A 24,701-nucleotide genomic window follows, 5' to 3' on the forward strand; every position below is an offset into this window, starting at 1 on the left:
TCAGGCGCCGACGAGGTCCTGGGCTGTGCGGCGAGCCCAGCGGGTGGTGGTCAGGATGCCGAGCGCCAGCACCAGGGCGCCGCAGCCGGCGATGATGTACCAGCAAAGGTGGGCTGCGTCGACGAAGCCGGTTTCGAGCGGCCCGACCAGGCGGGCAGTAAGCACAGTGCCGGCCACGGCCACGCCCAGTGAGGCGCCGACCTGGCGGCTGGTGGAGGCGATGGCGGCTGCGACACCTGCCTGGGCCCGTGGCATTCCAGAAACGGCCGCATTGGTGATGGGCGCGTTCAGCATGCCGAAGCCGAGTCCGAAGACCAGGTAGCTGACCAGCAAGTGCACCGTGCCAGTAGTAATGGTCAGCCGTGACAGCAGAAGACCGGACAGCGTCAGCATGGACCCGGCAACGACCAGGGGCACCCGCGGACCCCTGTGACCAACAAGCCAGCCTGACAGCGGAGCGAACACGACGGTCATCGCAGCCATGGGCAGCGTCAGCAGTCCGGCGTGCAGTGCGCTGTAGCCGCGCACCGACTGCAGGTAGAGCGAGTTGAGGAACAGAAACCCGGACAACGCCGCGAACCCGCACACCGCGATCAGTGTGGCGCCGGAAAACGGTGCACTCCGGAAAAACCTCGGCTCCAGCAGCGGCTGCTCCCGGCGACGTTCGTAGTACACGAGTGACACCAGGGCCAGCACGCAGACCGCGAAGCACCCGATGATCAGCGGCGACCCCCACCCGGCCGACTGCCCCTCGATGATCCCGTAGGTCAGACCGCCCAGCAGCAGGACGACAAGTACCTGCCCCACCGGGTCCATCCGCCGCGGTACGGCGGCCCGCGACTCGGGGACGAACAGCGCAGTCATCAGTACGGCGGCCAGCGTGACCGGAACGTTGATCCAGAAGATGAACCGCCACCCGACCGCGTCCACCAGCGAACCGCCGACCACCGGACCGACCGCCATGCTCAGCCCGACCACACCGCCCCACACCCCGATCGCCTGGGCGCGCTCGCGCGGATTCGTGAACGTGTTGGTGATGATCGACATCGCCACCGGGTTCAGCATCGAGCCGCCGATCGCCTGCAGCACGCGGAACGCGATCAGCAGGTCGATGCTCGGCGCGACTCCGCACAGCAACGAGCCGAGTCCGAAGAGCAGCAGTCCGACTTGGAAGGTCCGTCGCCGGCCGACGCGGTCCGCGGTCGATCCGGACACCATCAGCAGGCTGGCCAGCACCAGCGTGTACGCGTCGATCGTCCACTGCAGCTTCGACACCGACGCATCGAACTCGGACCGGATCGCCGGGAGCGCGAGGTTCACGATCGTCGAGTCGAGCCCGACGATGAACAGGCTGGAACAGCAGATCGCCAGCACCAGCAGCCGCCGCCCGCGGGTCAGCTCCTCCACCCGGCTCCCTTCGTCGGCCACCGAACCGGTGGGCGGCCGTTGAAGACTGTACTACCCGGTCTGGAAACGGTTCCTGTCCAGCCAGGAAAACGGTTTGACGGACTGTCGGCGGCGGCGCCTAGGCTTGATCCGTTCGCCTGGTCAGGCGCTTCCCTCACCCCTTCTATGCCTCTTTGTGAGACGTCATGTCGTTGCGCCTCATTCCGTTCGCCGACCCGGGTGTGCCGGACACCCGGTCCGGTCTCCGACTCATTCTCTGGCTGGAGCACCAGCAGCTCCGCGGGCAGGTGCTCGCGGTCTTCTGGGGGCTCGTCTACTTCGGCGGCATCGCCGCCGCTCCGGTCGCCGTCGGCCTCGCCGTTCAGGCCGCGATCGACCTGTCCTGGCCGAAGCTGATGCTGGCCGGCGGGCTGCTGCTCGCCTTCGGCGCAGCCAAGGCCGCCGCCGACTCGTTCTTCCACCGCGCCGTGGTGACGAACTGGATCAGTACGGCGTCCCGCCTGCAGCAGCTGCTGTTCCGCAAGGCCGCGGAGCTCGGCTCGCTGCTGACGCGCCGGATCGCGGCCGGCGAGGTGGTCGCCGTGAGCAGCGGCGACGTCGAGAAGATCGGCTGGTTCGTCGAGGTGCTGGGCCGGTTCGTGGCCGCGTTGCTGACCTGCTTCGCGGTCGTGATCGGGCTGCTGTTCTACGAGCCGCAGCTCGGTCTCGTGGTCGCGATCGCCGTGCCGGTGCTGGCGTTCTCGATCGTGCCGCTGATGGGCCCCGCGGAGCGCCGCGCGGACGAGCAGCGGGCGAAGGGCGGCCGGGCGACCGAGCTGGCCGCCGACACGGTGGCCGGTCTGCGCGTCCTGCGCGGCATCGGCGGTGAGCAGCTGTTCCTGGAGCGCTACCGCGAGGCCTCCCAGCAGTACCGGAGCAGCGCGGTGCGCAGTGCCCGGATGTGGTCGCTGATCGCTGCCCTGCAGGTGCTGTTGTTCGGCCTGTTCCTGGTGCTGATCGTCTGGATGGGCGTGCGCCTGGTCACCTCCGGCCGGATCTCGGTCGGCGAGCTGGTCACGACGTACGGGTTCATCACGTTCCTGCTGGTGCCGCTGCACACGTTCGAGGAGACGGCGAGCGCGTTCATCTTCTCCAAGGTGTCGGCGCGCCGGGCCGCACGAGTGCTGTCGCTGCAGCGCACCGACGAGACCCGGGGGACCGCCGCCGCCCAGCTGCCGGAGGGCGACGTGCTCGACCCGGTCACCGGGCTGCACGTCCCGGCCGGAAGCTTCACCGCGGTCGTGTGCGGCAATCCGGACGCCGGTGGCCTGCTGGCCGACCGGCTCGGTGGCCACAGCCCGTCGGCCACCGACGAGGCCTCCGTGCTGCTCGACGGCGTGCCGCTCGACGACATCCCACTGGAGTCCGCGCGCACTGTCGCTCTGGTGCAGGACAAGGACCCGGTGCTGCTGTCGGGGACGGTGCGCGAGCTGTTCGACGTACCGGCCAGTGGTGCGGTCTCGCCCGAGACAGCACTGGAAGCGGCACAGTGCGCGGACATCCTCGACGTACTGCGGCAGACGCTGCCGCCGGGCGAGTCCGACGCGATGAACGCAGTACTGACCGAGCGCGGCAGGTCGCTGTCCGGTGGTCAGCGGCAGCGGGTGGCGCTGGCCCGATCGCTGTACGTCGACCCGCAGGTGCTGGTGCTGGACGAGCCGACCAGTGCGGTCGACGCGCACACCGAAGCGCGGATCGCGGACGGCCTGCAGCTGCTGCGGGCCGGCCGGACCACCGTGGTGTTCACCTCCAGCCCGCTGATGCTGGACCGGGCGGAGCGCGTCGTGTTCGTGCCGGACGGCCGTGTCGACGCGGTCGGCACGCATCAGGAGCTGCTGCACACGAACCCGCAGTACCGCGCCGTGGTGACCCGTGAAGAAGAGCCGACCCTCGAGGAGTCAGCGTGAAGCGCCCTGAGTACGACCCGGCGGCGCCGCAGGAAGTAGTGCGGCTCCCAGTGGCCGGTGGCGCGACAGTGCGTGCCTATCTGAAAACACTGTTCCGCCGGCACCGGCGTCAGTTCCTCTGGCTGACGCTGGTGAACGCGGTGGCCGCGCTGAGCGGCATGGTCGGTCCGTGGCTGCTCGGCAACGTCGTGCAGAAGCTGTCCGAGGGTCGCACCGACGTCGACCTGCCGTACGTCGTGATCGGCTTCGTGCTCGCCTTGGCGGTGCAGACCGTGTTCGTGCGGCTGACCCGGCTGCGCGGTGCGGTCCTCGGTGAGGAGATGCTCGCGGACCTGCGCGAGGACTTCCTGGTCCGCTCGGTCGGTCTGCCGCCCGGCGTGCTGGAGCGCGCCGGCACCGGCGACCTGCTGTCGCGGATCACCACCGACATCGACCGGCTGTCGCACGCGATGCGCGACGCCGTACCGCAGCTGACGATCGCGATCATCTGGGCGTCGCTGCTGATCGGTGCGCTGATCGTGACGGCGCCCGAGCTGGCCGTGGCGGTGGTGATCGCGGCGCCGATCCTGATCATCGGCGGCCGCTGGTACTTCCGTCGTGCGCCGCAGGGCTACCGGTCCGAGGCGGCCGGGTACGCCGCGGTCGCCTCGGCGCTGGCCGAGACGGTCGACGCCGGCCGGACCGTCGAGTCGCACCGGCTCGGCGACCGCCGGATCAAGCTCGGCGACACCAGGATCGGGCAGTGGGTCGCGTGGGAGCGGTACACGCTGTACCTGCGGATGATCCTGTTCCCGGTGATCAACATGACGCACACGGTCGCGCTGGCCGCCGTCCTCGTCATCGGCGGCGGGTTCGCGATCCAGGGCTGGCTGACGGTCGGTGCACTGACCACCGGTGCGCTGTACATCCAGATGCTCGTCGAGCCGGTCAACATGATGATCCGCTGGTACGACGAGCTGCAGGTGGCGCAGGTGTCGCTCGCGCGGCTGGTCGGCGTCCGTGAGGTCGAGACCGCCGCGACGGCGAGCGAGGACGAGCCGGACGGCCGGACGGTGCTGGCCGACGACGTCCGCTTCGGGTACCTGGAGGGCCGGGACGTCCTGCACGGTGTCACGCTGACGGTGGAGCCGGGCGCGCGTGTGGCGCTCGTCGGACCGTCCGGCGCGGGCAAGTCGACGCTGGGCCGGCTGCTGGCCGGCATCTACTCGCCGCGCGTCGGTGACATCACCCTGGGCGGCGCGGCGCTGGACCGGATGTCGGCCGAGCAGGTCCGCAGCCATGTTGCCCTGGTCAACCAAGAGCACCACGTGTTCGTGGGCAGCGTGCGCGACAACCTGCGGCTGGCGCGGCAGGGCGCGTCCGACGCGGACCTGTGGGCGGCACTGCGGTCGGTGGACGCCGACGGTTGGGTCGCCGGGTTCGACGACGGCCTCGACACCGAGGTGGGTTCCGGTGGGGTATCGCTGACGCCGGCGCAGGCGCAGCAGATCGCACTGGCCCGGCTGGTGCTCGCCGACCCGCACACGCTGGTCCTGGACGAGGCGACCTCCCTGATGGACCCGCGGGCGGCGCGGCATCTCGAGCGGTCGCTGGCGACCGTGCTCGAGGGCCGGACCGTGGTGGCGATCGCGCACCGGCTGCACACCGCACACGACGCGGACGTGATCGCGGTCGTCGAGGACGGCAAGATCGTCGAGCTGGGCGGCCACGACGAACTGGTCGACGCCCAAGGTGCGTACGCCGCGCTCTGGAACTCCTGGCACGGCGATCGCTGACCAGTGGGGGTCCCGACGGACAGATCCGTCGGGCACCCCCACACCGTGTGAGGATGAGGGCGTGCTGCTGACGACCCTCTTCTCGATCCCCACCTCCTTGGCCCTCGACATCGACGATGAGGGCCGCATGCTGGTGCTGTACGACGGCACCGGCACCCGCCAGGTCAACGAAGTCGCCCCGGACGGCACGTGGCGCGCGCTGACCGACCTGGGCGACACGTGCCGCGGCGCCGGGTTCATCCCCGGCAGCAGCCGCGTCGTGGTCGAACACGACACCGGCGGCGACGAGCGCGGCCAGCTCTCTCTGCTCGACCTCGATGAACTGGACCTGCCGGCGCTGACCCCGTTGGTGCACGACGCGGAGTACATCCACCACCTGGTCGCGGCCCGGCCCGACCGCATCCTTTACACGACGAACCGTCGCAACGGTGTCGACTTCGACCTGGTGGCGCGCGACCTGAGCACCGGCCACGACACCGTGCTGTACGACGGCGGCGGCTGGGTGATGGCCGTCGACCCGTCACCGGACGACAAGTGGGTCGTACTGTCGAAGGCGAGCAGCCCGGCGAACTCCATGCAGCTGCTGCTCCTCGACACGTCGAGCCGTACCGTCACCGAGCTCACCGCCGAGGACGCACACAACGACCAGAGTGCGGTGGCGTGGTTGCCCGACTCGTCTGCATTCCTGGTGTCCAGCAACGCCGACCGCGACCGGCTGGCGCTCCGCCGGTACGACGTCAGCGACCAGGCGTGGAGCGACGTACTGGTGGACGACGCGCGTGATCTGGCCGGCTGGCCGTCGCCCGACGGCAAGCATCTGCTCGTCGGCGTGGTCGAGGACGGCGAGGTCTCGCTGGTACTGCACCGGCTGGAGGATGGCGCCGTACTCGCGCCGCTCGAACTGCCCGCGGGTGGCTGCGCCGCGCTGACGATGTCCACGCCGGACCCGATCTGGTCGCCGGACGGGTCATTCGCGGCGATCACCTACAACTCGCCGGTGACGCCGCCGACCGTGTACCGGTACGTGCCGGGCGGTGAGCTGACGGCGCTGCGCCCGGTCGAGGTGCCGGTCGCGCTGGAGCACCCGGAGAGCCTGCGGGTTCCGTCGTTCGACGGGGAGCAGGTGCCGGTGTTCGTGTTCCGTCCGACCGGCGAGGACCTGGGCTCGACGGTGGTCCACGTCCACGGCGGCCCCGAAGGCGCGGCGATGCGGATCTGGAGCCCGATCATTTCGGCGCTGGCCGGCGAGGGGCACACGGTCGTCGTACCGAACGTCCGCGGCTCCGCCGGGTACGGCAAGCGCTGGTATTCACTCGACGACCGCCTGCTCCGGCTGGACTCGGTGAAGGACCTGGCCGCGATCAACGCCTGGCTGCCGACGATCGGCGCGGATCCGAAGCGCGCGGCGCTGTGGGGCGGCTCGTACGGCGGATACATGGTGCTGGCCGGAGTCGCGTTCCAGCCGGAGTTGTGGGCGGCCGGGGTGGACATCGTCGGCATTGCTTCGCTCGTGACGTTCCTGGAGAACACCTCGGCCTACCGTCGTTCGATGCGCGAGCGCGAGTACGGCTACCTCGCGACGGACCGGGAGTTTTTGGAGTCGGCGAGCCCGCTCAGTCGCGCCGACGACATCCGCGCGCCGCTGTTCGTGATCCACGGCGCCAACGACCCGCGGGTGCCGCTGTCCGAGGCGGAGCAGATCACGGACGCTTTGACGAAGCGCGGCGTACCGTGCGAGCTGCACGTGTACCCGGACGAGGGGCACGGTCTGGCCAAGCTGACCAACCGCCTGGACGCGTACCCGAAGGCGTTCAGCTTCCTGCGAGAGCACCTGGGGTAAGCGTCGCCGCGGTCGCGTCGAGCCGTACCGGAAGCCCCAGCGGTACGGCGAGGTTCAGCACCTCGTGACCGATCGCGGCGCCGGCCACCAACGGCACGCCGAGCGGTTCGAGCCGCTCGGCGATGACCTCGAGCGGCTCCTCCGTGCCGGTGAAGTCACCCACCACCACACCGGTGACCTGATCGAACCAGCCGGCGCGGAGCAGTTGCGTGAGCAGGCGATCGATCCGGTAGTTGGCCTCGTCCACGTCCTCCAGTACGACGACACCCGCTGGTGGCGCGTACGTCGGGGTACCGATGCTGGCTGCCAGCAGAGCGACGTTGCCGCCGCGCAGCGGTCCTTCGGCGACGCCTGCGACCACGGTGCTCGCGCCGTGTGGCTGCAGTAGGTCAGTGACCGTCTCCGGCTCGAACAGCAACGCTCGGAGGCGTTCCCGGCCCACGTCCGCGTTCAGCTGCTCGACAGCCGCCGCCATCGGCCCGTGGATGGTGACGAGGCCGCGGGCGTTCAGTGGCTCGTGCAGTGCGGTGATGTCGCTGAAGCCGACGAACCACTTCGGTACGGCGGCCAGCTCGTCGAGGTCGACGTACTCAAGCATCCGCTGCGCGCCGTACCCACCACGTGCGCAGATCACAGCGGCGTACTGCGGGTCCAGCCAGGCGTTCCGCAGGTCCTCCGCACGGGCCTTGTCGTCGGCCGCCAGGTACGCGAACCGCTCGTGCCCGGCCAGCACCGACGGCAGCACGTCCACCTCGAGTCCCCAGGACCTGAGGTGGACGAGTCCCGCCTCCAGTCGCTGAGCGTCCACGCGGCCCGACGGTGCAACCACAGCAACCCGGTCCCCGCTCCGCAGTCGCTGCGACACCACTGCATCAGTCACGCGAGGACGCTACCAAGTGACTTGCAGCGTCGAGCTCTTGGAGACCCCGTTCACCGTGACACCGAGCTGAACCGTCCCCGGACGCAGACCGGTCAGCTGACCGGTTGCCGGGTCGTACGACGCCACGGCCCAGAACGGTGCGTCCTTCGCCTTCCCGATGTGCAGAGTGGCGGAGCCCCACCAGTCGGCCGACACCGGAAAGGCCACGGGCACCCGGCGGGCTTCCTGTACGACGGTTGCTGCCGCCTCGCTCGTTTGACCACGCTGCAGCGACGCAGGTGCCGTCAGCTCGAGCGAATCGACATGCGGTCGCAGCTCGACCTGGAACCACGGCTTCGCCGCACCGGACGCGATTCCGACCAGCGCCCAGCCGGTGAAGCCACCGGCGTCCGGCGCCGCGGCCGGGCCCTTGCCCGAGTTACCGGTCAGCGGCAGCAGCACGCCGTCCGTCCGGGTCGCTGCGAACGTGCCCGCGTGCGCTGCCATGTACGCGGCGCCCTTGCCGGTGGAGGCACGGAAGTCGGCCAGCCACTTGACGATCATCGCGGCTTCCTTGCGGTCGCCGAGCTGCGAGTTCTGCGTCGGCGCCGGGTCGTCGATCGGGTGGTGCGCCATCACGACGACGTTCTTGATCGCCTTGTTCCGCACGGCGTCGTCGAGTTGGTTGCGCAGGTCCCGGATCTGCTCGAACCCACCGGCGCGCAACGATCCCAGCGAGGAATCCCGCAGTACGAATCTCGTCCCCTTGTGGTCGAACGTGCTGGTCGGGTTGCCGAAGACCTTGGTCCACTCGGACAGATCGCCGGGGCCGTAGGTCTCGTGGTTGCCCGGCACGTAGTGCAGCGGCACCTTGCCGGCCACTTCCTCGTCGATGATCTGCTTGGCCAGCGCGATGTCCGGCCCGAACGCGCGGTCGACGAAGTCGCCGTTGATCACCAGGAAATCGGGCTTCTGGGCGAGTACTTCGCGGATCGTCCGGCGGGCCTGCTGCACGAGGTCCGAGTTCGGGTCGTCGGCGGTGAACTGCGCGTCCGACATCACCGCGAACCGCCACCGGTCGGCCGTCGTCACCGTCCCGTCGGTCACCACCATCGGGTCGATCACCTTCGCCGGCGGGTCCATCGTCACCGGCGGCGCGCTGCGGACGGTCAGGTCGTCGACCACGATCCGACCCGAGTACTGGCGCGTCGGCGAGGTCTCGACGACGTAGATCCGCCAGAACCGCAACGGCATCGTCAACCCCGGCGGGATGTCCGCCTCGACGTACTTCCACCCGGTCCAGTCGACCGCGGCCGCCAGGTTGAGCGTGTGCGCCGTACCGCCCGCCGCGTCGTACGCGTTGGCGCGCAGCCATGCACCCTTGCCGTCGCCGTACACCCAGGCGCCGAGCTTCTGCGGCTGTCCCGGGAGCGTCTGCTGCGGCGTCTGCGAGAGGTACGCCGCGCGCGTGGCGGTGCTGCCCGTCAACGAGTAGTCGAGCGCGATCGCCGGCCCGCCGTCATGCCCTTCCGCGGCAGACCGTGAGGCAGTGGCCGCCCCGGCCGGTACGGCGCTGGCGGCCCACTTGGTGACATCGTCGAGCTCGTCGACCACCGTGCCGGCGAGGCCGGTCGTGACGCTCAGCTGGGCGCTGAGGGCGCCGACCGTTGCGGTGACGACGGCTGAGGCGGCTTCCTCGCCGGCCGCGGCAACCTCGAAGCCGTTGTCCTTGGCAACGATCTTGACGAGCGCCGGATCGTAGCTGAGCTCGATGTCGCGCGGCTCGATCCAGGTCGAGAAGCCGTCGGCGTCGTACCCGTCGATCTCGAAGAAACCCTTGGCGGTGGAGTCGGCGAGCGACACCTGGCGGGTCGACGGCGCCAGGCGGATCGGCGTGCCGAGGACTGTCATCGGGAACCTTCCGTTGGCTGTGCCGCGGACCGCGGTGACCGTCGCGTCGCCTTGGCGCCGGCCGGTGACCACGCCTTGCTGGTCGACGCGGACGTTGGCCCCGGCGTGCCAGGAAGCCTTGCCCGTGGCAGGTGCGTAGGTTTCGTCGAAGCCGGTCGCGCTCAGCACGCGGCTCAGTCCGGTCAGGACGCGGGAGCTGCGGGACAGGTTGGTGTCGGGTCCGGCGGTCGACGTACCGGCGGCCTCGACGCGGAAGCCCTTGAGCTTGCCGGAACCCTTGACCGGCACCAGGCCGAGGCCGTTCGGCACGAGTCGTTCGCCGCCGTCGGACGGGTCGTTGACGACCTTCGGCGCGGCGTCACCCGGCGTCCGGGCGAGCATCGTCGAGGAGCCGCCGCCGTCCAGGTTGAGCGCGTCGTCGGCGCCGAGGCTCACCATCAGTTCGCCCATTTGCTTCAGCGACAGCCCCCGCGAACCGGTGGCGCGACCGTCGACGGTCAGCAAGAACATCCTGCTGCCGTCCGCGTCGAACCCGATCGCGGTCCGCGGCGCGAGGTCGGCGTCCGGGACGTTGTCCAGGACCTTGCCGTCCTTCGCGAGCTGATAGTTGCCGCTCACCGCGGCCGCGACCGCACCGGCGTCCGGGCGCAGACCGTACGCGACCTCGACCTTGTCGCCGACCTCGAACGCGGTCAGCGCGTCGGCGCTCGCCTCGCGACCGATCAGCGCCTGCTCGTTGGCGGCCAACGGCGTGGTGGCCGGAGTGGTGGCGGTGGAGACGACCACACCGTCACGAAGGATCACCTCGCGGACGGTCGGCAGGCCGTCAACGGTCCTGGTCCGGGCCGCATCGCCCCACTCCGGGGTGTAGAGGCCGATGCCGCCGGCGGAGACGGTCGGCGAGTTGAGGTTGGTCAGTTCGAGCTTCGTCGCGTCGTCGTCGGTCGCCGTACCCTGCAGAAAGATCTGCGCGATCTTCCCGAGCCCGTCCTTGCCGATCACCGCGGTGTCGTTGTGGCCCGCCGCCGGCGCGTTCAGCAGCTTGCCGGACTCGACGCCGACGCCCAACGGGGCAGTCGTGTCGTTGATGTCGAAGAAGTCGCCGTTCACACCGGCGATCGCACCCTTGCGGGCCAACTGCTGGCTGAGCGGCTGGCCGCCCGAGACGTTGCCCGTGTTGACCAAGTCGACCGTGACGCCGCGCTTGTCCAGGTCCGCATCGAGGATGTCGCCGCGCTGCCAACCCAGCGGATCGAGCCGCTCGAACGACGTATAGCTCACACCGGGCGCCACCGGACTGTCCACGCGGCTGCTGAGCAGACCGTCCTGAGCAATCGCCGCATCCGAGATCCGCTGCGGCCCGGTGGTCGTCCCTCGTGTGGTTGCGGTTGCAGTTTCGGCTTCGGTTGCAGTCGCAGCGACGGCCGGTGCGGCGAGGGTGGCCGCCAGCAGGCCGCCGACGCCGATCGCTGTGGTCAAGGGACGGATGATCGACACAGGAGCCTCCCCAGGATGGACGGACGCGGTCATCCGACGCCGCGCACGCAGCCGCCCCGTGAGCCGCAGGCGTACGCCGATCAACCGACCGGTGACAAACTAACGCCTACCGTCACGATGTGGAAGGTTTTCTTCTCGCGCCGCCACCCCCGAACCCACGCCGGGTCTGGCTCGCCCCCTGGAAGACCGCCAGTGGGGGACGCGTACCGAGATCAGCTCGTGGAGACCGGGCGGCCGGAGGTCTGCCAGGCGTGCATGCCGCCGTCCAGGTTGATCGCGTCGCGCCCGAGCTGGTTCAGGAACTGCGTCGCCATCCCGGACCGCCCGCCGACCGCGCAGACACAGAGCACCTTCTGATCCAGCGGCACCTCGCCGACACGCTCCTGCAGCTCCCCGAGCGGAATGTGCGTGGCGCCCTCGATGTGCCCGCGATCCCACTCGTCCGGCTCCCGTACATCAAGTACGAACGCCTCGGCCAACAGGTCGTCGTCCAACTCAGCCACCACGACCGAAGGAATCTCCTGGTTCCGGAACATACCCCCAGCATCTCAGACCCCCAGGTCCCCCCGACCCAACGCGTCCACCCGAACGGTTGCGCCACACTCGGGACGAGACCGGGCTGGTGCTCGGGGGTGGATAACGGATTGACAGGGAGCGGTGGATTTTTGGACTGTGGCTCGGAGGAGGTTGCGGTGGGGCTGATTCAGGGGATCCCGGGGGAATTCGAGCCGCAACCCTGGGGCGAGGCGATCGTGCGGAGTCGCGAACTGCTGTTGCTCCGGATCGCTCGCCCGCCGGCCGATCACGAAGTGCGGCTGCCAGGCCTCACCACCACGCCGCGGCATGTCGTCGAGGACGAGACCGGCAAGGCACTGACCTGGCGGCGGGACGGTGACGACCTGGTGGTTCGGCTGCCGGAAGTCGATCAGCCGCCCGTGGTTCGGGTCGCGTTGCAGGGGAAGCTCCGGATCGTCCCGCCCGACACCGTCACCGCCAACGCGGACGGGGTCTGCGACCTCACGCCGACCGGCCCGGTGGCCCACCTGGTAGCGCGTCGCGCGGCCGATGTCGCCGTACGGTTCATCGGCATGGTCGAGCCGGACAGTCGGCACCAGATCCGTCTGGGCGGTCGCCGGTACGGCGTGACGGGGCAGCAGGTGGCACGGACCACGATCGGTCCGTTCCCGATGCCGGAGCGGCGGGTCGTGGCGTTGACGGTGCCCAGCGGCGTACGGCGGGTGCTCGTCGCGCCGGTCGGTACGGTGCTCGCGTCGATTCACCCCGGACGCGACGAGCTCACTGTCGTCGTGACGAACTTCGGCCGTACGCCGGCGCGCGGTGACGTCGAACTCCCGCTCCCGGCGAACTGGTCAGCCACCGAACACACCTGGACGTTCGACGACCTCGGCCCCGGTCACTCGATCGGCTGGTCCACCCGCATCACCGCCCCACCCGGCCGCCACGAACTCCGCGCCCACCTCGACGCCGGCCGCCGCTCCGCTTCCTCCCCGCACACAATCACCACGTAATCCCACCACCCCGCCGGAAACGGGGGGCTTGAACAAGTACCGGTGCGCGGGGACTGGTTATTTCCTGTGCCGCGCCACCCGACCCTGTCCACACCCACGGGAACCTGTCCACACCCACCGGAACCACGCCGGCCGCCGGGCAGCGCCAGCGCCAGGAGACGAGGGCTTGAACAAGTACCGGTGCGTGAGGACCTGTTATTTCCTGTGCAACCCCACCCGACCCTGTCCACGCCCACCGGAAGCTGTCCACACCACGGGACCCTGCCCATACCCACGGGAACCCGTCCATACCCACGGGAACCTGTCCATACCCACGGGAACCCGTCAACCCCACCGGGACCCGTCCACACCCACGGAATCCTGTCCACGTTCACCAGAACACCCCGGGCACCGGGGCAGCGCCGACCGCCGGGCAGCGCCAGCGCCACAAACCGGGGGCTTGAACAAGTACCGGTGCGTGGGGACCGGTTATTTCCTGTGCCGCGCCACCGAACCCTGTCCACACCCACCGGAACCACGCCGGCCGCCGGCCAGTGCCCGCGCCAGAAGGCGAGGGCTTGAACAAGTACCGGTGCGTGAGGACCTGTTATTTCCTGTGCCGCGCCACCGGCCCCTGTCCACACCCACCGAACCCTGCCCACACCCACCGAACCCTGCCCACACCCACCGCGACCTGTCCACACCCACCGGAAGCTGTTCACACCCGCCGGAAGCTGTTCACGGCCACCGCGGCCTGTTCAAGGCTCACCCGTGCCGGCCCGCGGGCCGTCCTCGGGCCGTCCCCGGGCCGCGCGCGGCGAAGCGTCCTCATGGCGGGTTGGGTGGGCCCGCGTCGGCTGATGACCCGCTCGGCGACCGGCGCCCAGCAACCGGCGACCGGCGACCGGCGACCGGCGTCCAGCGACCGGCGTCCGGCGACAGACGCCCCAGCGACGGGCTACCAGCGACCAGCTACCAGCTACCAGCGACCGGCGGCTGCCAGCGCCTGGTGGGCGGGGACTGGCGAATCGGGTTACTTGAGGAGTTTGGAGAGTCTTCGGTCGGCCAGGGGTTTGCCGCCGGTTTGGCAGGTGGCGCAGTACTGGAGGGAGGAGTCGGCGAAGCTGACTTCGCGGACGGTGTCGCCGCAGACCGGGCATTTCTCGCCCTTGCGGCCGTGGACGCGCAGGCCGGACTTCTTCTCGGACTTCAGGTCCTGGACGGCGAGGCCCGCGGACCGGTCGACGGCGTCCTGCAGCGTCTCGCGCATCGCGTCGTACAGCACCTGGAGCTCGTCCTCGGACAGGTTGGACGCGGGTTTGAACGGGCTCATCTTCGCGACGTGCAGGATCTCGTCGGAGTACGCATTGCCGATGCCGGCGATGACGGACTGGTTCCGGAGGACGCCCTTGAGTTGCACCCGGCCGGCGCCTTTCAGGATCTTGGCGAAGTCCTCGAGCGACAGTGTGAACGGGTCGGGTCCCAACCGCGCGATCCCGGGCACCTCGGTGACGTCGCGGACGACGTACACCGCGAGCTTCTTCTGGGTGCCGGCCTCGGTGAGGTCGAAGCCGGAGCCGTCGTCCAGCACAGTGCGCAGCGCGATCGGGCCCTTGCCGGGCCGGACCAGCGTGGTGGACTGCTCTTCCTTCCACCGCAACCAGCCGGCGCGCGCCAGGTGGATCACCAGGTGCACGCCCTGGGCGGAGATGTCGAGGAACTTCCCGTGCCGCTGGACGTCGTCGATCAGCAGCCCGACCATCGCGGAGATCGGTGGATCGTACGTCTTCAGCGCGCTGATCGCGGTAATGTCGGCACGAACGAACGCGTGGCCGACCGCACGCTCCCGCAGGAACGCGGCCAGTGATTCGACCTCCGGCAACTCGGGCACCACCCCAGTGTGCCCGACGCCACCGACAGTTTCTTGCCGAATCCGCCTCGAAGGGTTCAAGATCCGCACCCGTGAACGCCCTGCCCACGTTCCGCTACCACCCGGACCCGCTGACCACCGGTGAGGTCGAGCCGAGCGACAGCCGCTGCGAGAGCTGCGGCCTGGCCCGCGGCTACACCTACACCGGCCCGACCTACGCGTCCGAGGAGATCGAGCGGCTCTGTCCGTGGTGCATCGCGGACGGGTCGGCGGCGGTCCGCTTCGAGGCGTGGTTCATCGAGGCGTACGACGCCCCTGACGACGTACCGCCCGCGGTCGTCGCCGAACTGCTGACGCGGACACCCGGGTTCAAGGCGTGGCAGCAGGAGACCTGGCTGTTCCACTGCCGGGACGCCGCCGCGTTCCTCGGGCGGGTCGGCCACAACGAGCTCCGGGTGTACCCCGAGGCCAGGGAGATGCTGCTGCGCGAGGCCAGGTCGTTCGGCTGGTCGGCCGAGGAGTCCGAGTACTACGTACGGCACCTGGACGCCGACGGGGATGCGACGGGGTACCTGTTCCGGTGTCTGCACTGCGGGACCTACCTGGCGTACTCCGACATGTCCTGAGGGGCAGGTCGGGACAATCACCCATGGAGCACAGTTGTCGCGCCCGGTAGTTTCTCTGGTAACCGAGTTGGGAGGACCTGATGGGGTTCGTGAAGACAATGCTCAAGGGTGCTGTGGTGGCCAAGCTGGCGCAGGTCGCGCAGCGTGAGCTGAGCAAGCCCGAGAACCAGCAGAAGATCAAGCAGGCCGTACAGAAGGTCCAGCAGCAGGTCCAGCAGCGCCGCGCCCACTGACAAACCGCGCCCACTGACAGCTGGGCCGACTGGCAGATGGGCCCACGGCGGCTCACTGAGCAGGTTTGTGCGCCTGCAGGGTGTACGTCGCAGCCAGTCGCCACGGTGCATCCGTCAGGCGCCACTCACCGTCCGCGTCCTCGGTCATCAGACCGGGGAGGGCGTTCCAGGGCGCGCTGTCGTGCTCTTCGAGTGAGTCGAACACCAGGCCGGACCGCTGGACGGCGGTGATCGTCTCGGCGAGGCCGTGGTTCCACTCGTGCGTACGCGTGCTGCTGAACTCGACGTCGGTGTCCACGTAGGTCCCGCCCTCGTCGAAGAGCATCGGCTCCGCGGTCTCGAAGTACGGGTAGCGCACCTCGGCGTACTGCGGGCCGGTGTCCAGCGTCCATAGCATCGGATGTCCCTCGCGGACGAACAGCCGCCCGCCCGGCTTGAGAAGTCCCGCGACCACCTCGCCCCAGCGAGCGATGTCAGGCAGCCAGCACAGCGCACCGATCCCCGTGTAGACGAAGTCGTACGTCGCCTCGCCCAGCACCCGCACCGCGTCGTACGCGTCGGCCACATGGAAGTCGGCGGTCAGACCGAGCCGGTCGGCCAGCGACTGGGCCTGCTCGACGGCCGGCGCCGAGAAGTCCAGTCCGCTCATCCGCGCACCCAGACGCGCGAGTGACACGGTGTCGGTCCCGATGTGGCACTGCAGGTGGACGCCGCGCAGTCCACTAATGTCGCCGAGCCGCGGGCGGTCGAAGCGGACCACGCCGCTCAGGTACGACGGATCCGCGAGGAAGTCGGCCACGTGGTAGCTGGGAGACGCCACGTGCGCCGGAACCCGTTCGTCCCAGTTGGCGCGGTTCACGTCGAAGTACTCGTTCACGGCTCGAATGTCGCACACCACGGCGTACCCGCGCCTGCCCTTTTGAGGTGGAGTTACCTCCACCACCGAGGAGGACGCAGCCTGACTGTGCTCGCGGCGCGGTCCTGATGTGGTGGACCTCATGAGTCAGGTCATCGCTCGGACGCGCATTCAGGACATCGACGCGCTGCGTGGTTTCGCCCTGCTGGGCATTCTGATCGTGAACATCACCTTCGCCGCTTCCGGCTTCCCGATTCATCTGGCCCAGGATCCGGCGTACGACTCGTGGCTCGACCACACCGTCCACTGGCTGTCGTCGGCCTTGGTGGACATGAAGTTCTACCTGCTGTTCTCGTTCCTCTTCGGGTACAGCTTCCAGTTGCAGATGGAGGCGGCGCAGCGCGCGGGTGCAGCGTTCCGGCCGCGAATGCTGCGCCGGCTCGGTGGGCTCTTCGTCCTCGGTGCGCTGCACGGCGTCTTCCTGATCACCGGCGACATCCTGAGCGTCTACGCGATCATCGGGCTGGTCCTGCTGGCGATGCGTCGCGTGTCGGACCGTACGGCGCTCACCGTCGCAGCAGGTATCTACGCCTACCTGTTCGTCACACTGGGCGCCGCTTCGCTGTTCGTGGACACAACGCAGTTCATGGACCCCACCACAGCACTGGCGGCCGCACAGGAGACCACAGCGAACCTGGCGGGCTCGTTCAGCGATGTGATCGGCGAGCACGTCCGCGCGCTACCGACGTACGGCCTGTCCTTGCTGACGGTCCAGGGGCCGACCACGCTGGCCGCGTTCCTCATCGGCATGGTCGTCGGACGACGCCGGTTGCTCAAGAACCTCTCCGGCAACGAGGCGGTACTACGGCTGCTGCAACTCATCGGCTTCACGGTCGGCATCGCGGGCGGTGCGTACTACGCGTCCGCCGGCGGCAACAGCAACACGTGCGCCGTACTGATCAGCGTGCTGACCGCGCCGTTCCTGTCGGCCGCGTACGGCGCGACGCTGCTCAGGCTCATGCACACGGACCGCGGCGGTGACGTCCGCAGGCTGCTCGTACCGGCTGGGCGGATGGCACTGTCCAACTACCTGGGGCAGTCCGTGGCCACCATGCTGCTCTTCACCGGCGTCGGCTTCGGCCTGGTGGGGCAGGTGTCTCCACTGGAGACGTTAGGGCTCGCGGTCGGCATCTTCGTGCTGCAGGTGCTGCTGAGCCACGTCTGGCTCAGCAGCTTCCACTACGGCCCTGTCGAAGGGGCTTTGCGGGCAGTCACCAACTGGACTGCCCCGCGCTGGCGTGCTCAGGCCGCGTGACGGCCGTCGTGCAGACGGGCGGTGCGAATGGTGTGCACCGTCCGGGTGGTCGATGCGGGCTTGTGGTTGAAGGGTTCAGCCGCTGCGCCAAGGGCGAGCAGGTCGAGCTTGGTCCGGGCCAGGTCACGGTCGTCAGCGACCCAGGTGCCCCGCAGTCCGGCGGACGGACCGGTCGAGTGACGCCTGTTGCTGATCTCCAGAGCCGCGATCACGGCCAGCGCGAGTACGAGAAGAACGATGTATCCGGTCATGGCAGTAATCATTCTAGCAATCAGATTCTGCCACCAGTGGCACTATTGACATAGTCCGACAAATTCCTGCCATACTGGTCAGGTGCTGAAGAAGATCGCTGTGGTGCTGATGGAAGACGTCGCGCTCTTCGAGTTCGGGGTGCTCGCGGAGGTGTTCGGGATCGACCGAACCGACGACGGAGTGCCGCCGTTCGACTTCAAGGTGTGTTCGACCACACCCGGCGTCCCGATGCAGACCAGCACCAACTCCCAGGTGGTCGCGCCGTACGGCCTGGAGGAACTCGAAGACGCCGACCTGATCGGCATCCCGGCCACGACCTGGCGGCACGCATACGACGAGCGAATCCTGGACGCGCTGCGCCGGGCCGAGGCCCGCGGCGCGATCCTGCTGACGGTCTGCTCGGGCGCGTTCGTGCTCGGCGCCGCCGGCCTGCTCGACGGGCGGGCGTGCACGACGCACTGGCGCTACATCGACAAGTTCCACGACCAGTTCCCGGCCGCGAAGCTCGACCCGGACGTGCTGTTCGTCGACGACGGGAACATCATCACCAGCGCCGGCACCGCGGCCGGTATCGACGCCTGCCTGCATCTGGTACGCCGCGAACTCGGCAGCGCGGTCGCGACGCGGATCGCCCGCCGGATGGTGGTTCCGCCGCAGCGCGACGGCGGCCAGCGGCAGTACGTCGAGGTGCCGGTGCCGGAGTCGTCCGGCGAGAGCCTGCAACCGGTCCTCGACTGGATGGTCGACAACCTGACCATGGAGCACACCGTGCCCGCGCTGGCCCGGCGCGCCCAGATGTCCGAGCGCACGTTCGCGCGCCGCTTCGTGGCCGAGACCGGTACGACACCACTCAAGTGGGTGACCACCCAGCGGGTACTGCGCGCCCGGACGCTGCTCGAGCAGACCCGGATGGGCATCGAACAGATCGCGACCGAGTCAGGATTCGGCACCGCCGCACTGCTCCGGCATCACTTCCGCCGCGTCGTCGGCGTACCGCCCCAGGACTACCGCAGAACGTTCCGCACCGCCGGCTGAACGCGCCCCGGATCGTCGCGCAACCACGTGGTTGCACACTGACAGGATCAGAACGGTGACGCTGGGTCAAGCAGTTCTGGCCAGTTGTCGTGTGAGGAAGGCATCAGCGCACCGATTTGCATCCCCACCCCCTGCTCTGCCTAAGGTCACAAGGGGGTAACAGCGATGCGCAGATGGAGTGGTTGTGACGACGCCGGACCGCCCTTCGGGCAGGACCGCACGCCGATTGAGCTGGGACGTGGTGCGCGTCCTGGCGGTGCTGGCGGTGATGTTCACGCACACGACGTACATGGGACCGTTCCTGCACCCTGAGCTCGGTGCACCGTTCGGGCCGTACCCCTTTCAGGTCGGCGCCAGCATTCTGCTGGTGATCAGCGCGTACTTCGTCTGCGTCACGATCCGCCGCGGTTCGACGGCCCGGTGGTTGTGGCGGCGGGTGTGCCGCGTACTCCCGCCGTACCTGATCGCCGTCGTGTTCACGTACACGGTCGTCATGCTGTTCGCACCGCGCAACTGGCTGCTGCCGACCGTGCGGGACCTCTGGGCGAACCTGACGCTCGCCGCGTCGTTCGACCGCAACGTCAACCTGATCGACGGCTCGTACTGGACACTGCCGCTGCAGCTGATGGCGTTCGCCGCGGCCGCAGTGCTCTGGCCGCGCGGCATCGGCCCGCGGATCACCACCATGCTCTGGATCATGATTCTCGGACCGGTCGCCCTGCAGTGGCACGGCCGGATCGACCACAGTCCGATCTGGGTGATCCAGGTCTGGAACGGGCTCGGGCTGCACCGTCTGCAACTGTTCGCGATCGGTATCGCCATCTGGCTGTGGTCGCAGAAGCGGATCGGCGCCGTCCACCTCTCGGCGCTGCTGGCGGCCACCGTGTTCGCGCAACACGCGCACACCGCGGATCTGCCGTCGTCGCTCGGCATCGGCGCGCTGCTGGTGGTGGTCGCGCTCGCGGCGCGCGGTCCGGACTGGACCGTGTTCGAGAAGGTTCGCCGGCCGATCCAGTTCCTGGCCCGGATCTCGTTCGGTCTGTACCTGCTGAACCAGGCGCTCGGCTACGTGATCGCGTACCGGCTGATGCAGCTCGGCGCCGACCGCTTCGTGCAGATCGTGGGCGCCGCGGTCGGTGTGACCGTGCTGGCCTGGCTGCTGACGAAGTACGTCGAGGAACCCGCCTTCCGAGCGCTCTCGACGCTGCGGCTGCGTCGGATCAGCGCGCGGGCGTTCGCCTGGCTGACTACTTGACATCGGATACTCGTGGCTTAATACTCGATTTCGAGTAATCGAGATCGAGGAGGTCCGCATGGCCCGGCGGAAGGTCGCGAACCCGCTCGCGTTCGCGGTGCTCGGCAGCCTGAGTGAGCGGCCCATGCATCCGTACGAGATCTCGACCATGCTCCGGGCCCGCGGCAAGGACCAGAGCATCAAGGTGAACTACGGCTCGCTGTACTCCGTCGTCGCGGCACTGGAGAAGCACGGCTTCATCGCGGCGCGCGAGACCGTCCGCGAGGGCAACCGGCCCGAGCGGACGATCTACGAGCTCACCGGGGCCGGCCAGGCCGAGTTCGACGACTGGCTGAGCGAGCTGGTCGGGACACCCACCCGGGAGTACCACCCACTCGAGGCGGGACTCTCGTACCTGCCCGGCCTGCAGCCGGACCGGGCGGCTGAGCTGCTCGAGCAGCGCCTCGCGGCGATCGATGCCGACATCGAGCGGACGGACGTCGCGCACGACCGGATGGTCGCGATGGGGCTGCCGCGGATCTTCTGGGTCGAGTCGGAGTTCCGGCTGGCGCTGCTGCGCGCGGAGTCGGCGTACGTCCATCAGCTCGTGAACGACATCCGTGCGGACACGCTCGACGGGTCGCGGTTCTGGCGACAGGCGTGGCAGCACTACCTGGAGGACGGGATCAGCCCCGCCGAGCAGCTGCAGGATCCGGTCAAGTACTTCGGGGAGGAGTTCGCCTGGATGCAGGCGATGCCTCCGGAAGCCCGGTAAGAGAAACGGCCCCTGACCCGAGGTGCGGCAACACCGGGGTCAAGGGCCGCAGTTCCTCGAGTCGGTCCGAAAACCTGGCACCCAAGGCCACAACCATCAGGATAGCCAGCCGCGGACCGGCTCCCGACACACACAAGGGAGTCAACTGATGGCTACACCTGCCGTCGAAGCGGTCGACCTGGTCAAGACGTACCCGGCCGGCCGCCGCAAACCACCGCTGCGCGCGCTCGACGGATTGACCGTCGGCGTCGAGGAGGGCGTCGTCTTCGGCCTGCTCGGGCCGAACGGCGCCGGCAAGTCCACCACCGTCAAAATCCTCACCACGCTGTCCCGCGCGGACTCCGGGACCGCCCGGGTCGCCGGGTACGACGTGACGCGCGAGCCGGACCAGGTGCGGCACGCGATCGGCTACGTACCGCAGAAGTCCAGCTCGGATCCGATGGCGACCGGCCTGGAGAACCTGGTGCTGAGCGGGCGCATCTTCGGGCTGTCCCGCCAGGACGCCGTCCGGCGCGCGCGTGAACTGCTGGAGACGTTCGGGCTTTCCGAACACGCAGACCGCGCCGTGAAGACGTACTCCGGAGGCATGCAGCGAAAGCTGGACGTCGCGCTCGGACTCGTGCACCGGCCGAAGGTACTGTTCCTCGACGAGCCGACCACCGGTCTCGATCCCGAGGCCCGCGCCGACCTGTGGAACGAGGTGCTGCGGCTGTCCGGTCAGGAAGGTCTGACCGTGCTGCTGACCACGCACTACCTTGACGAGGCGGATCGACTGGCGGGGCAGCTGGCGATCGTCGACCACGGGCGAGTCGTTGCCGAGGGCACTCCGGACACGCTGAAGGCCGGACTGCGCGGCGATTCGGTGCACGTCGAGCTGGTCGACGCGGACACCGACGGGACGGTGCGGTCGCTGCTGCAGCAGCTGCCCGTAGTCGGCGAGATCATTGTCGAGGGCAACACTCTGCGCGCCCGGGTCGAGCGCGGTGCCACCGCCGTACCGGCCGTGCTCGGCATCCTCGAGGACAAGGCGATCCCGGTGGTCGCGGTCACGATGTCGCGGCCGTCGCTGGACGACGTGTACCTGCAGCTCACCGGCCGTTCGTTCCGGGTTGCGGAGGCGGCATGATCACGCACACTTCGCTCATCCTCGGGCGCTGGCTGCGGGCGTCGTACCGGCAGCCGGCCCTGATCGCGTTCACGCTCGTGCAGCCGGCGATCTGGTTGCTGTTGTTCGGGCAGCTGTTCCAGGGCGTGGTCCGGATCCCGGGCTTCGGTGATTCGTCGTACATCGCGTTCCTGACACCCGGGATCGTGATGATGACCGCGATGATGACGGCCGGCTGGAGCGGTACGTCGTTCATCCAGGACATGGAGCGCGGCGTGATGGACCGACTGCTCGCGTCACCGGTCAGCCGCGGCGGGCTGATGGCGGGACAACTGCTCAGCAACGCGACGACCACCATGATCCAGACGATCCTGGTGTTCGCGATCGGCTTCGCGGCCGGCGCGCGGTACGACGGCGGGATCGGCGGGTACGTCGTCACGATCGTGGCATCGATCCTGGTCGGCCTCGCGTTCGGGTCGCTGTCGAACGCGGCGGCGCTGCTCACGCGTCAGCAGGAGGCACTGATCGGGATCTTCCAGTTCGTCACGCTGCCGCTGACGTTCCTGTCCTCGATCATGATCAACCCCGAGGTGGCACCGCACTGGGTGAACGTCGCGGCCCGCTTCAACCCGGTCGACTGGGCCACGGTCGCCGCGCGCGAGTCCCTCGCCGCCGACCCGGACTGGTCGTCGGTCGGGCGCCACGCGGCGTACCTGCTGGTCTTCACGCTCATCGTCGGCTGGCTGTCGACCCGGGCCTTCCGCGCCTATCAGCGGTCGGTCTGACGAAGTGGCGGACCTCCACCACTCACCAACCTCGCTGAAAGACCCGTTTTCGGCACTCACTGAGCGTGAGCCGGCTCGGGTCGGCGTGGTTGGTGAGTGGCTCAGGTCCGCTCGGCGTACCAGGGCTTGATGACGTCGTCGATCAGCGCGAGCCGTTCGTCGAACGGGATGAACGCGGACTTCATCGCGTTGATCGCGAACCAGCGGAAGTCCTTCATCCCGTAGCCGAACGCCTCGGCCAGGAGGGCCAGCTCGCGGCTCATCGACGTACCGCTCATCAACCGGTTGTCGGTGTTCACGGTCACCCGGAAGCGAAGCTTGGCGAGCAGCCCGATCGGGTGGTCGGCGATCGACTCGGCCGCCCCGGTCTGCAGGTTGGAGCTCGGGCACATCTCCAACGGGATCCGGCGGTCCCGGACGTACGCCGCGAGCCGCCCGAGCTCCACCTGGTCACCGTCCACGGTGACGTCGTCGATGATCCGGACGCCGTGCCCGAGCCGGTCCGCGCCGCACCACTGGATCGCCTGCCAGATCGACGGCAGCCCGAATGCTTCGCCGGCGTGGATCGTGAAGTGCGCGTTCTCCCGCTGCAGATACTCGAACGCGTCCAGGTGCCGGGTGGGCGGGTAGCCCGCCTCGGCGCCGGCGATGTCGAACCCGACCACGCCGGCATCGCGATACTTGACCGCGAGCTCCGCGATCTCCATCGAGCGCGCCTTGTGCCGCATCGCGGTCAGCAACTGCCGCGCGACGATCGGCCGCTCGGCCACCGACATCCCGTGCTCGAACCCTTCGCCGACCGCGTCCACGACCTGCTCGAGCGTGAGCCCGCGAGTCAGATGCTGCTCGGGCGCGTACCGGATCTCGGCGTACACCACCCCGTCCGCGGCGAGATCCTGCACGCATTCGCTCGCGACCCGCTTGATCGCCTCGGCCGTCTGCATCACCGCGACCGTGTGGTCGAACGTCTCCAGGTACCGCTCCAAGGACCCCGAGTCCGCCGACTCCACGAACCACGCCCCCAGCTCGGCGGGGGCGTTGCGCGGCAGTTCGTGCCCGATCTCCCGCGCCAACTCCAGCACCGTCTCCGGCCGCAGGCCCCCGTCCAGATGATCGTGCAAGAGCACCTTCGGCGCCGCTCTCAACTCCTCAGGCCTGATCATCCCGCCATCCTGCCACCCGCCTTGCTCAGCAGGACCTCTCGTTGGTGCAACGCGCCGTTGCACCAATCTGCCCCGGGTCGCCCCGAGCTACACCGTGCTGCCCCGGCGCCCCGGCGTCCTGAGCACCCGAGCTGCCCCGCGCTGCCCGAGTTGCCCGAGTTGCCCGAGTTGCCCCGAGCTGCCCCGCGCTGCCCGAGCTGCCCGAGCTGCCCGAGCTGCCCGAGCTGCCCGAGTTGCCCGAGTTGCCCGAGTTGCCCCGAGCTGCCCCGAGCTGCCCCGCGCTGCCCCGAGCTGCCCTGAGCTGCCGGCGGAGGGGTGGTCGGCAGCCGGCGGGCCGGCGGGCCGGCGGGCCGGCGGGGTGAGCATGGCCGACGTAATGAGGCTGTGGGGTGATGAGGCGTGGGCGGGTGTTGTAGCCGTGGATCTATGGAGGGTTTTCTCCGTATGGCGGGGCAAAATCCTCCACTGTCACGCGAAAAATCCTCCTAGGAGCGTTTTCCGCAGTCGCCGTACAGGTGTGGTGTGTGAACCCGGCGAACAACGGCGTTCGGCGCAGCCGCGGTAGCGGTCGGCGCAGCCAGCGCGACCTGGATGGCGGCGCGACCTCGGTGGCGGCGCGACCTGGATGGCGGCGCGACCTCGGTGGCGGCGCGACCTGGATGGCGGCGCGACCTCGGTGGCGGCGCGACCTGGATGGCGGCGCGACCTC

21 protein-coding genes are annotated in these 24,701 nt (G+C 69.1%); 13 read left to right on the top strand and 8 right to left on the bottom strand.

Annotated features, from left to right (window positions below; translation table 11 throughout):
* Positions 1-1,407, bottom strand: coding sequence for an MFS transporter (locus AB0B82_RS14150; protein WP_360166808.1), 1,407 nt, complete (start codon positions 1,405-1,407; stop codon positions 1-3).
* A gap of 185 nt (positions 1,408-1,592) precedes the next feature.
* Between AB0B82_RS14150 and AB0B82_RS14155 the strand changes: the two genes are divergently transcribed.
* The 3 genes from AB0B82_RS14155 (at position 1,593) to AB0B82_RS14165 (ending at position 6,968) form a co-directional block, all read left to right on the top strand.
* Positions 1,593-3,353 carry an ABC transporter ATP-binding protein gene (locus AB0B82_RS14155; protein WP_360166811.1) on the top strand — a complete coding sequence of 587 codons (1,761 nt, stop codon included), beginning with the start codon at positions 1,593-1,595 and terminating at the stop codon, positions 3,351-3,353.
* Positions 3,350-5,128 carry an ABC transporter ATP-binding protein gene (locus AB0B82_RS14160; protein ID WP_360166814.1) on the top strand — a complete coding sequence of 593 codons (1,779 nt, stop codon included), beginning with the start codon at positions 3,350-3,352 and terminating at the stop codon, positions 5,126-5,128. The genes AB0B82_RS14155 and AB0B82_RS14160 overlap by 4 nt, the downstream gene beginning before the upstream one ends.
* A 61-nt stretch (positions 5,129-5,189) precedes the next feature.
* Positions 5,190-6,968 (top strand): S9 family peptidase, encoded by a 1,779-nt coding sequence (locus AB0B82_RS14165; RefSeq protein WP_360166817.1) that lies wholly within the window; start codon positions 5,190-5,192, stop codon positions 6,966-6,968.
* Here the strand turns inward: AB0B82_RS14165 and AB0B82_RS14170 are convergent.
* The 3 genes from AB0B82_RS14170 to AB0B82_RS14180 form a co-directional block, all read right to left on the bottom strand.
* Entirely contained in the window at positions 6,940-7,848 is a 909-nt protein-coding gene (locus AB0B82_RS14170; RefSeq protein WP_360166820.1) for an LD-carboxypeptidase, read from the bottom strand. The genes AB0B82_RS14165 and AB0B82_RS14170 overlap by 29 nt on opposite strands.
* A 9-nt stretch (positions 7,849-7,857) precedes the next feature.
* Positions 7,858-11,217, bottom strand: a complete 3,360-nt coding sequence (locus AB0B82_RS14175) for a phosphodiester glycosidase family protein (protein WP_360166823.1) — start codon at positions 11,215-11,217, stop codon at positions 7,858-7,860.
* 230 nt (positions 11,218-11,447) lie between these two features.
* A complete protein-coding gene (locus AB0B82_RS14180) occupies positions 11,448-11,771 on the bottom strand; it encodes a rhodanese-like domain-containing protein (RefSeq protein ID WP_360166826.1) in 324 nt (107 codons plus the stop codon).
* 156 nt (positions 11,772-11,927) lie between these two features.
* Between AB0B82_RS14180 and AB0B82_RS14185 the strand changes: the two genes are divergently transcribed.
* The gene (locus AB0B82_RS14185; RefSeq protein WP_360166829.1) at positions 11,928-12,764 is read left to right on the top strand and encodes a hypothetical protein; all 837 of its coding nucleotides are present in this window, start codon (positions 11,928-11,930) and stop codon (positions 12,762-12,764) included.
* 1,012 nt (positions 12,765-13,776) lie between these two features.
* On the opposite strand, the gene AB0B82_RS14190 is transcribed toward AB0B82_RS14185, so the two are convergent.
* A complete protein-coding gene (locus tag AB0B82_RS14190) occupies positions 13,777-14,634 on the bottom strand; it encodes a DNA-formamidopyrimidine glycosylase family protein (protein ID WP_360166832.1) in 858 nt (285 codons plus the stop codon).
* Between the two features lie 71 nt (positions 14,635-14,705).
* On the opposite strand from AB0B82_RS14190, the gene AB0B82_RS14195 reads away from it, so the two are divergent.
* Positions 14,706-15,239, top strand: coding sequence for a CbrC family protein (locus AB0B82_RS14195; RefSeq protein ID WP_360166834.1), 534 nt, complete (start codon positions 14,706-14,708; stop codon positions 15,237-15,239).
* A gap of 80 nt (positions 15,240-15,319) precedes the next feature.
* Complete coding sequence (locus AB0B82_RS14200) at positions 15,320-15,472, top strand: hypothetical protein (protein ID WP_360166837.1); 153 nt, start codon at positions 15,320-15,322, stop codon at positions 15,470-15,472.
* Positions 15,473-15,524: 52 nt separating this feature from the next.
* On the opposite strand, the gene AB0B82_RS14205 is transcribed toward AB0B82_RS14200, so the two are convergent.
* Entirely contained in the window at positions 15,525-16,349 is an 825-nt protein-coding gene (locus tag AB0B82_RS14205; RefSeq protein ID WP_360166840.1) for a class I SAM-dependent methyltransferase, read from the bottom strand.
* 121 nt (positions 16,350-16,470) lie between these two features.
* Here AB0B82_RS14205 and AB0B82_RS14210 point away from each other — a divergent pair, with 121 nt between their 5' ends.
* Positions 16,471-17,643: a DUF418 domain-containing protein gene (locus tag AB0B82_RS14210; protein ID WP_360166843.1), complete on the top strand. Its 1,173-nt coding sequence runs from the start codon at positions 16,471-16,473 to the stop codon at positions 17,641-17,643.
* On the opposite strand, the gene AB0B82_RS14215 is transcribed toward AB0B82_RS14210, so the two are convergent.
* On the bottom strand, positions 17,631-17,894 hold the full coding sequence (locus tag AB0B82_RS14215; RefSeq protein WP_360166846.1) for a hypothetical protein: 264 nt from the start codon (positions 17,892-17,894) through the stop codon (positions 17,631-17,633). The genes AB0B82_RS14210 and AB0B82_RS14215 overlap by 13 nt on opposite strands.
* Before the next feature lie 82 nt (positions 17,895-17,976).
* Between AB0B82_RS14215 and AB0B82_RS14220 the strand changes: the two genes are divergently transcribed.
* The 5 genes from AB0B82_RS14220 (at position 17,977) to AB0B82_RS14240 (ending at position 22,829) form a co-directional block, all read left to right on the top strand.
* Entirely contained in the window at positions 17,977-18,930 is a 954-nt protein-coding gene (locus AB0B82_RS14220) for a helix-turn-helix domain-containing protein (protein WP_360166849.1), read from the top strand.
* Between the two features lie 184 nt (positions 18,931-19,114).
* Positions 19,115-20,185, top strand: coding sequence for an acyltransferase family protein (locus AB0B82_RS14225; RefSeq protein WP_360166852.1), 1,071 nt, complete (start codon positions 19,115-19,117; stop codon positions 20,183-20,185).
* Positions 20,186-20,243: 58 nt separating this feature from the next.
* The gene (locus AB0B82_RS14230; RefSeq protein ID WP_360166855.1) at positions 20,244-20,939 is read left to right on the top strand and encodes a PadR family transcriptional regulator; all 696 of its coding nucleotides are present in this window, start codon (positions 20,244-20,246) and stop codon (positions 20,937-20,939) included.
* Between the two features lie 148 nt (positions 20,940-21,087).
* Positions 21,088-22,065, top strand: coding sequence for an ATP-binding cassette domain-containing protein (locus AB0B82_RS14235; RefSeq protein WP_360166858.1), 978 nt, complete (start codon positions 21,088-21,090; stop codon positions 22,063-22,065).
* The gene (locus AB0B82_RS14240; protein WP_360166861.1) at positions 22,062-22,829 is read left to right on the top strand and encodes an ABC transporter permease; all 768 of its coding nucleotides are present in this window, start codon (positions 22,062-22,064) and stop codon (positions 22,827-22,829) included. Before AB0B82_RS14235 ends, AB0B82_RS14240 begins: the two co-directional genes overlap by 4 nt.
* Positions 22,830-22,930: 101 nt before the next feature.
* Here AB0B82_RS14240 and AB0B82_RS14245 read toward each other — a convergent pair whose 3' ends face one another.
* Positions 22,931-23,992: an adenosine deaminase gene (locus AB0B82_RS14245; protein WP_360166864.1), complete on the bottom strand. Its 1,062-nt coding sequence runs from the start codon at positions 23,990-23,992 to the stop codon at positions 22,931-22,933.
* A gap of 524 nt (positions 23,993-24,516) precedes the next feature.
* On the opposite strand from AB0B82_RS14245, the gene AB0B82_RS14250 reads away from it, so the two are divergent.
* Positions 24,517-24,701: hypothetical protein (locus AB0B82_RS14250; protein WP_360166867.1), on the top strand; the 185-nt coding region annotated here is incomplete at its 3' end.

The sequence above is a fragment of the Kribbella sp. NPDC048915 genome (assembly GCF_040649595.1).
Classification (GTDB): domain Bacteria; phylum Actinomycetota; class Actinomycetes; order Propionibacteriales; family Kribbellaceae; genus Kribbella.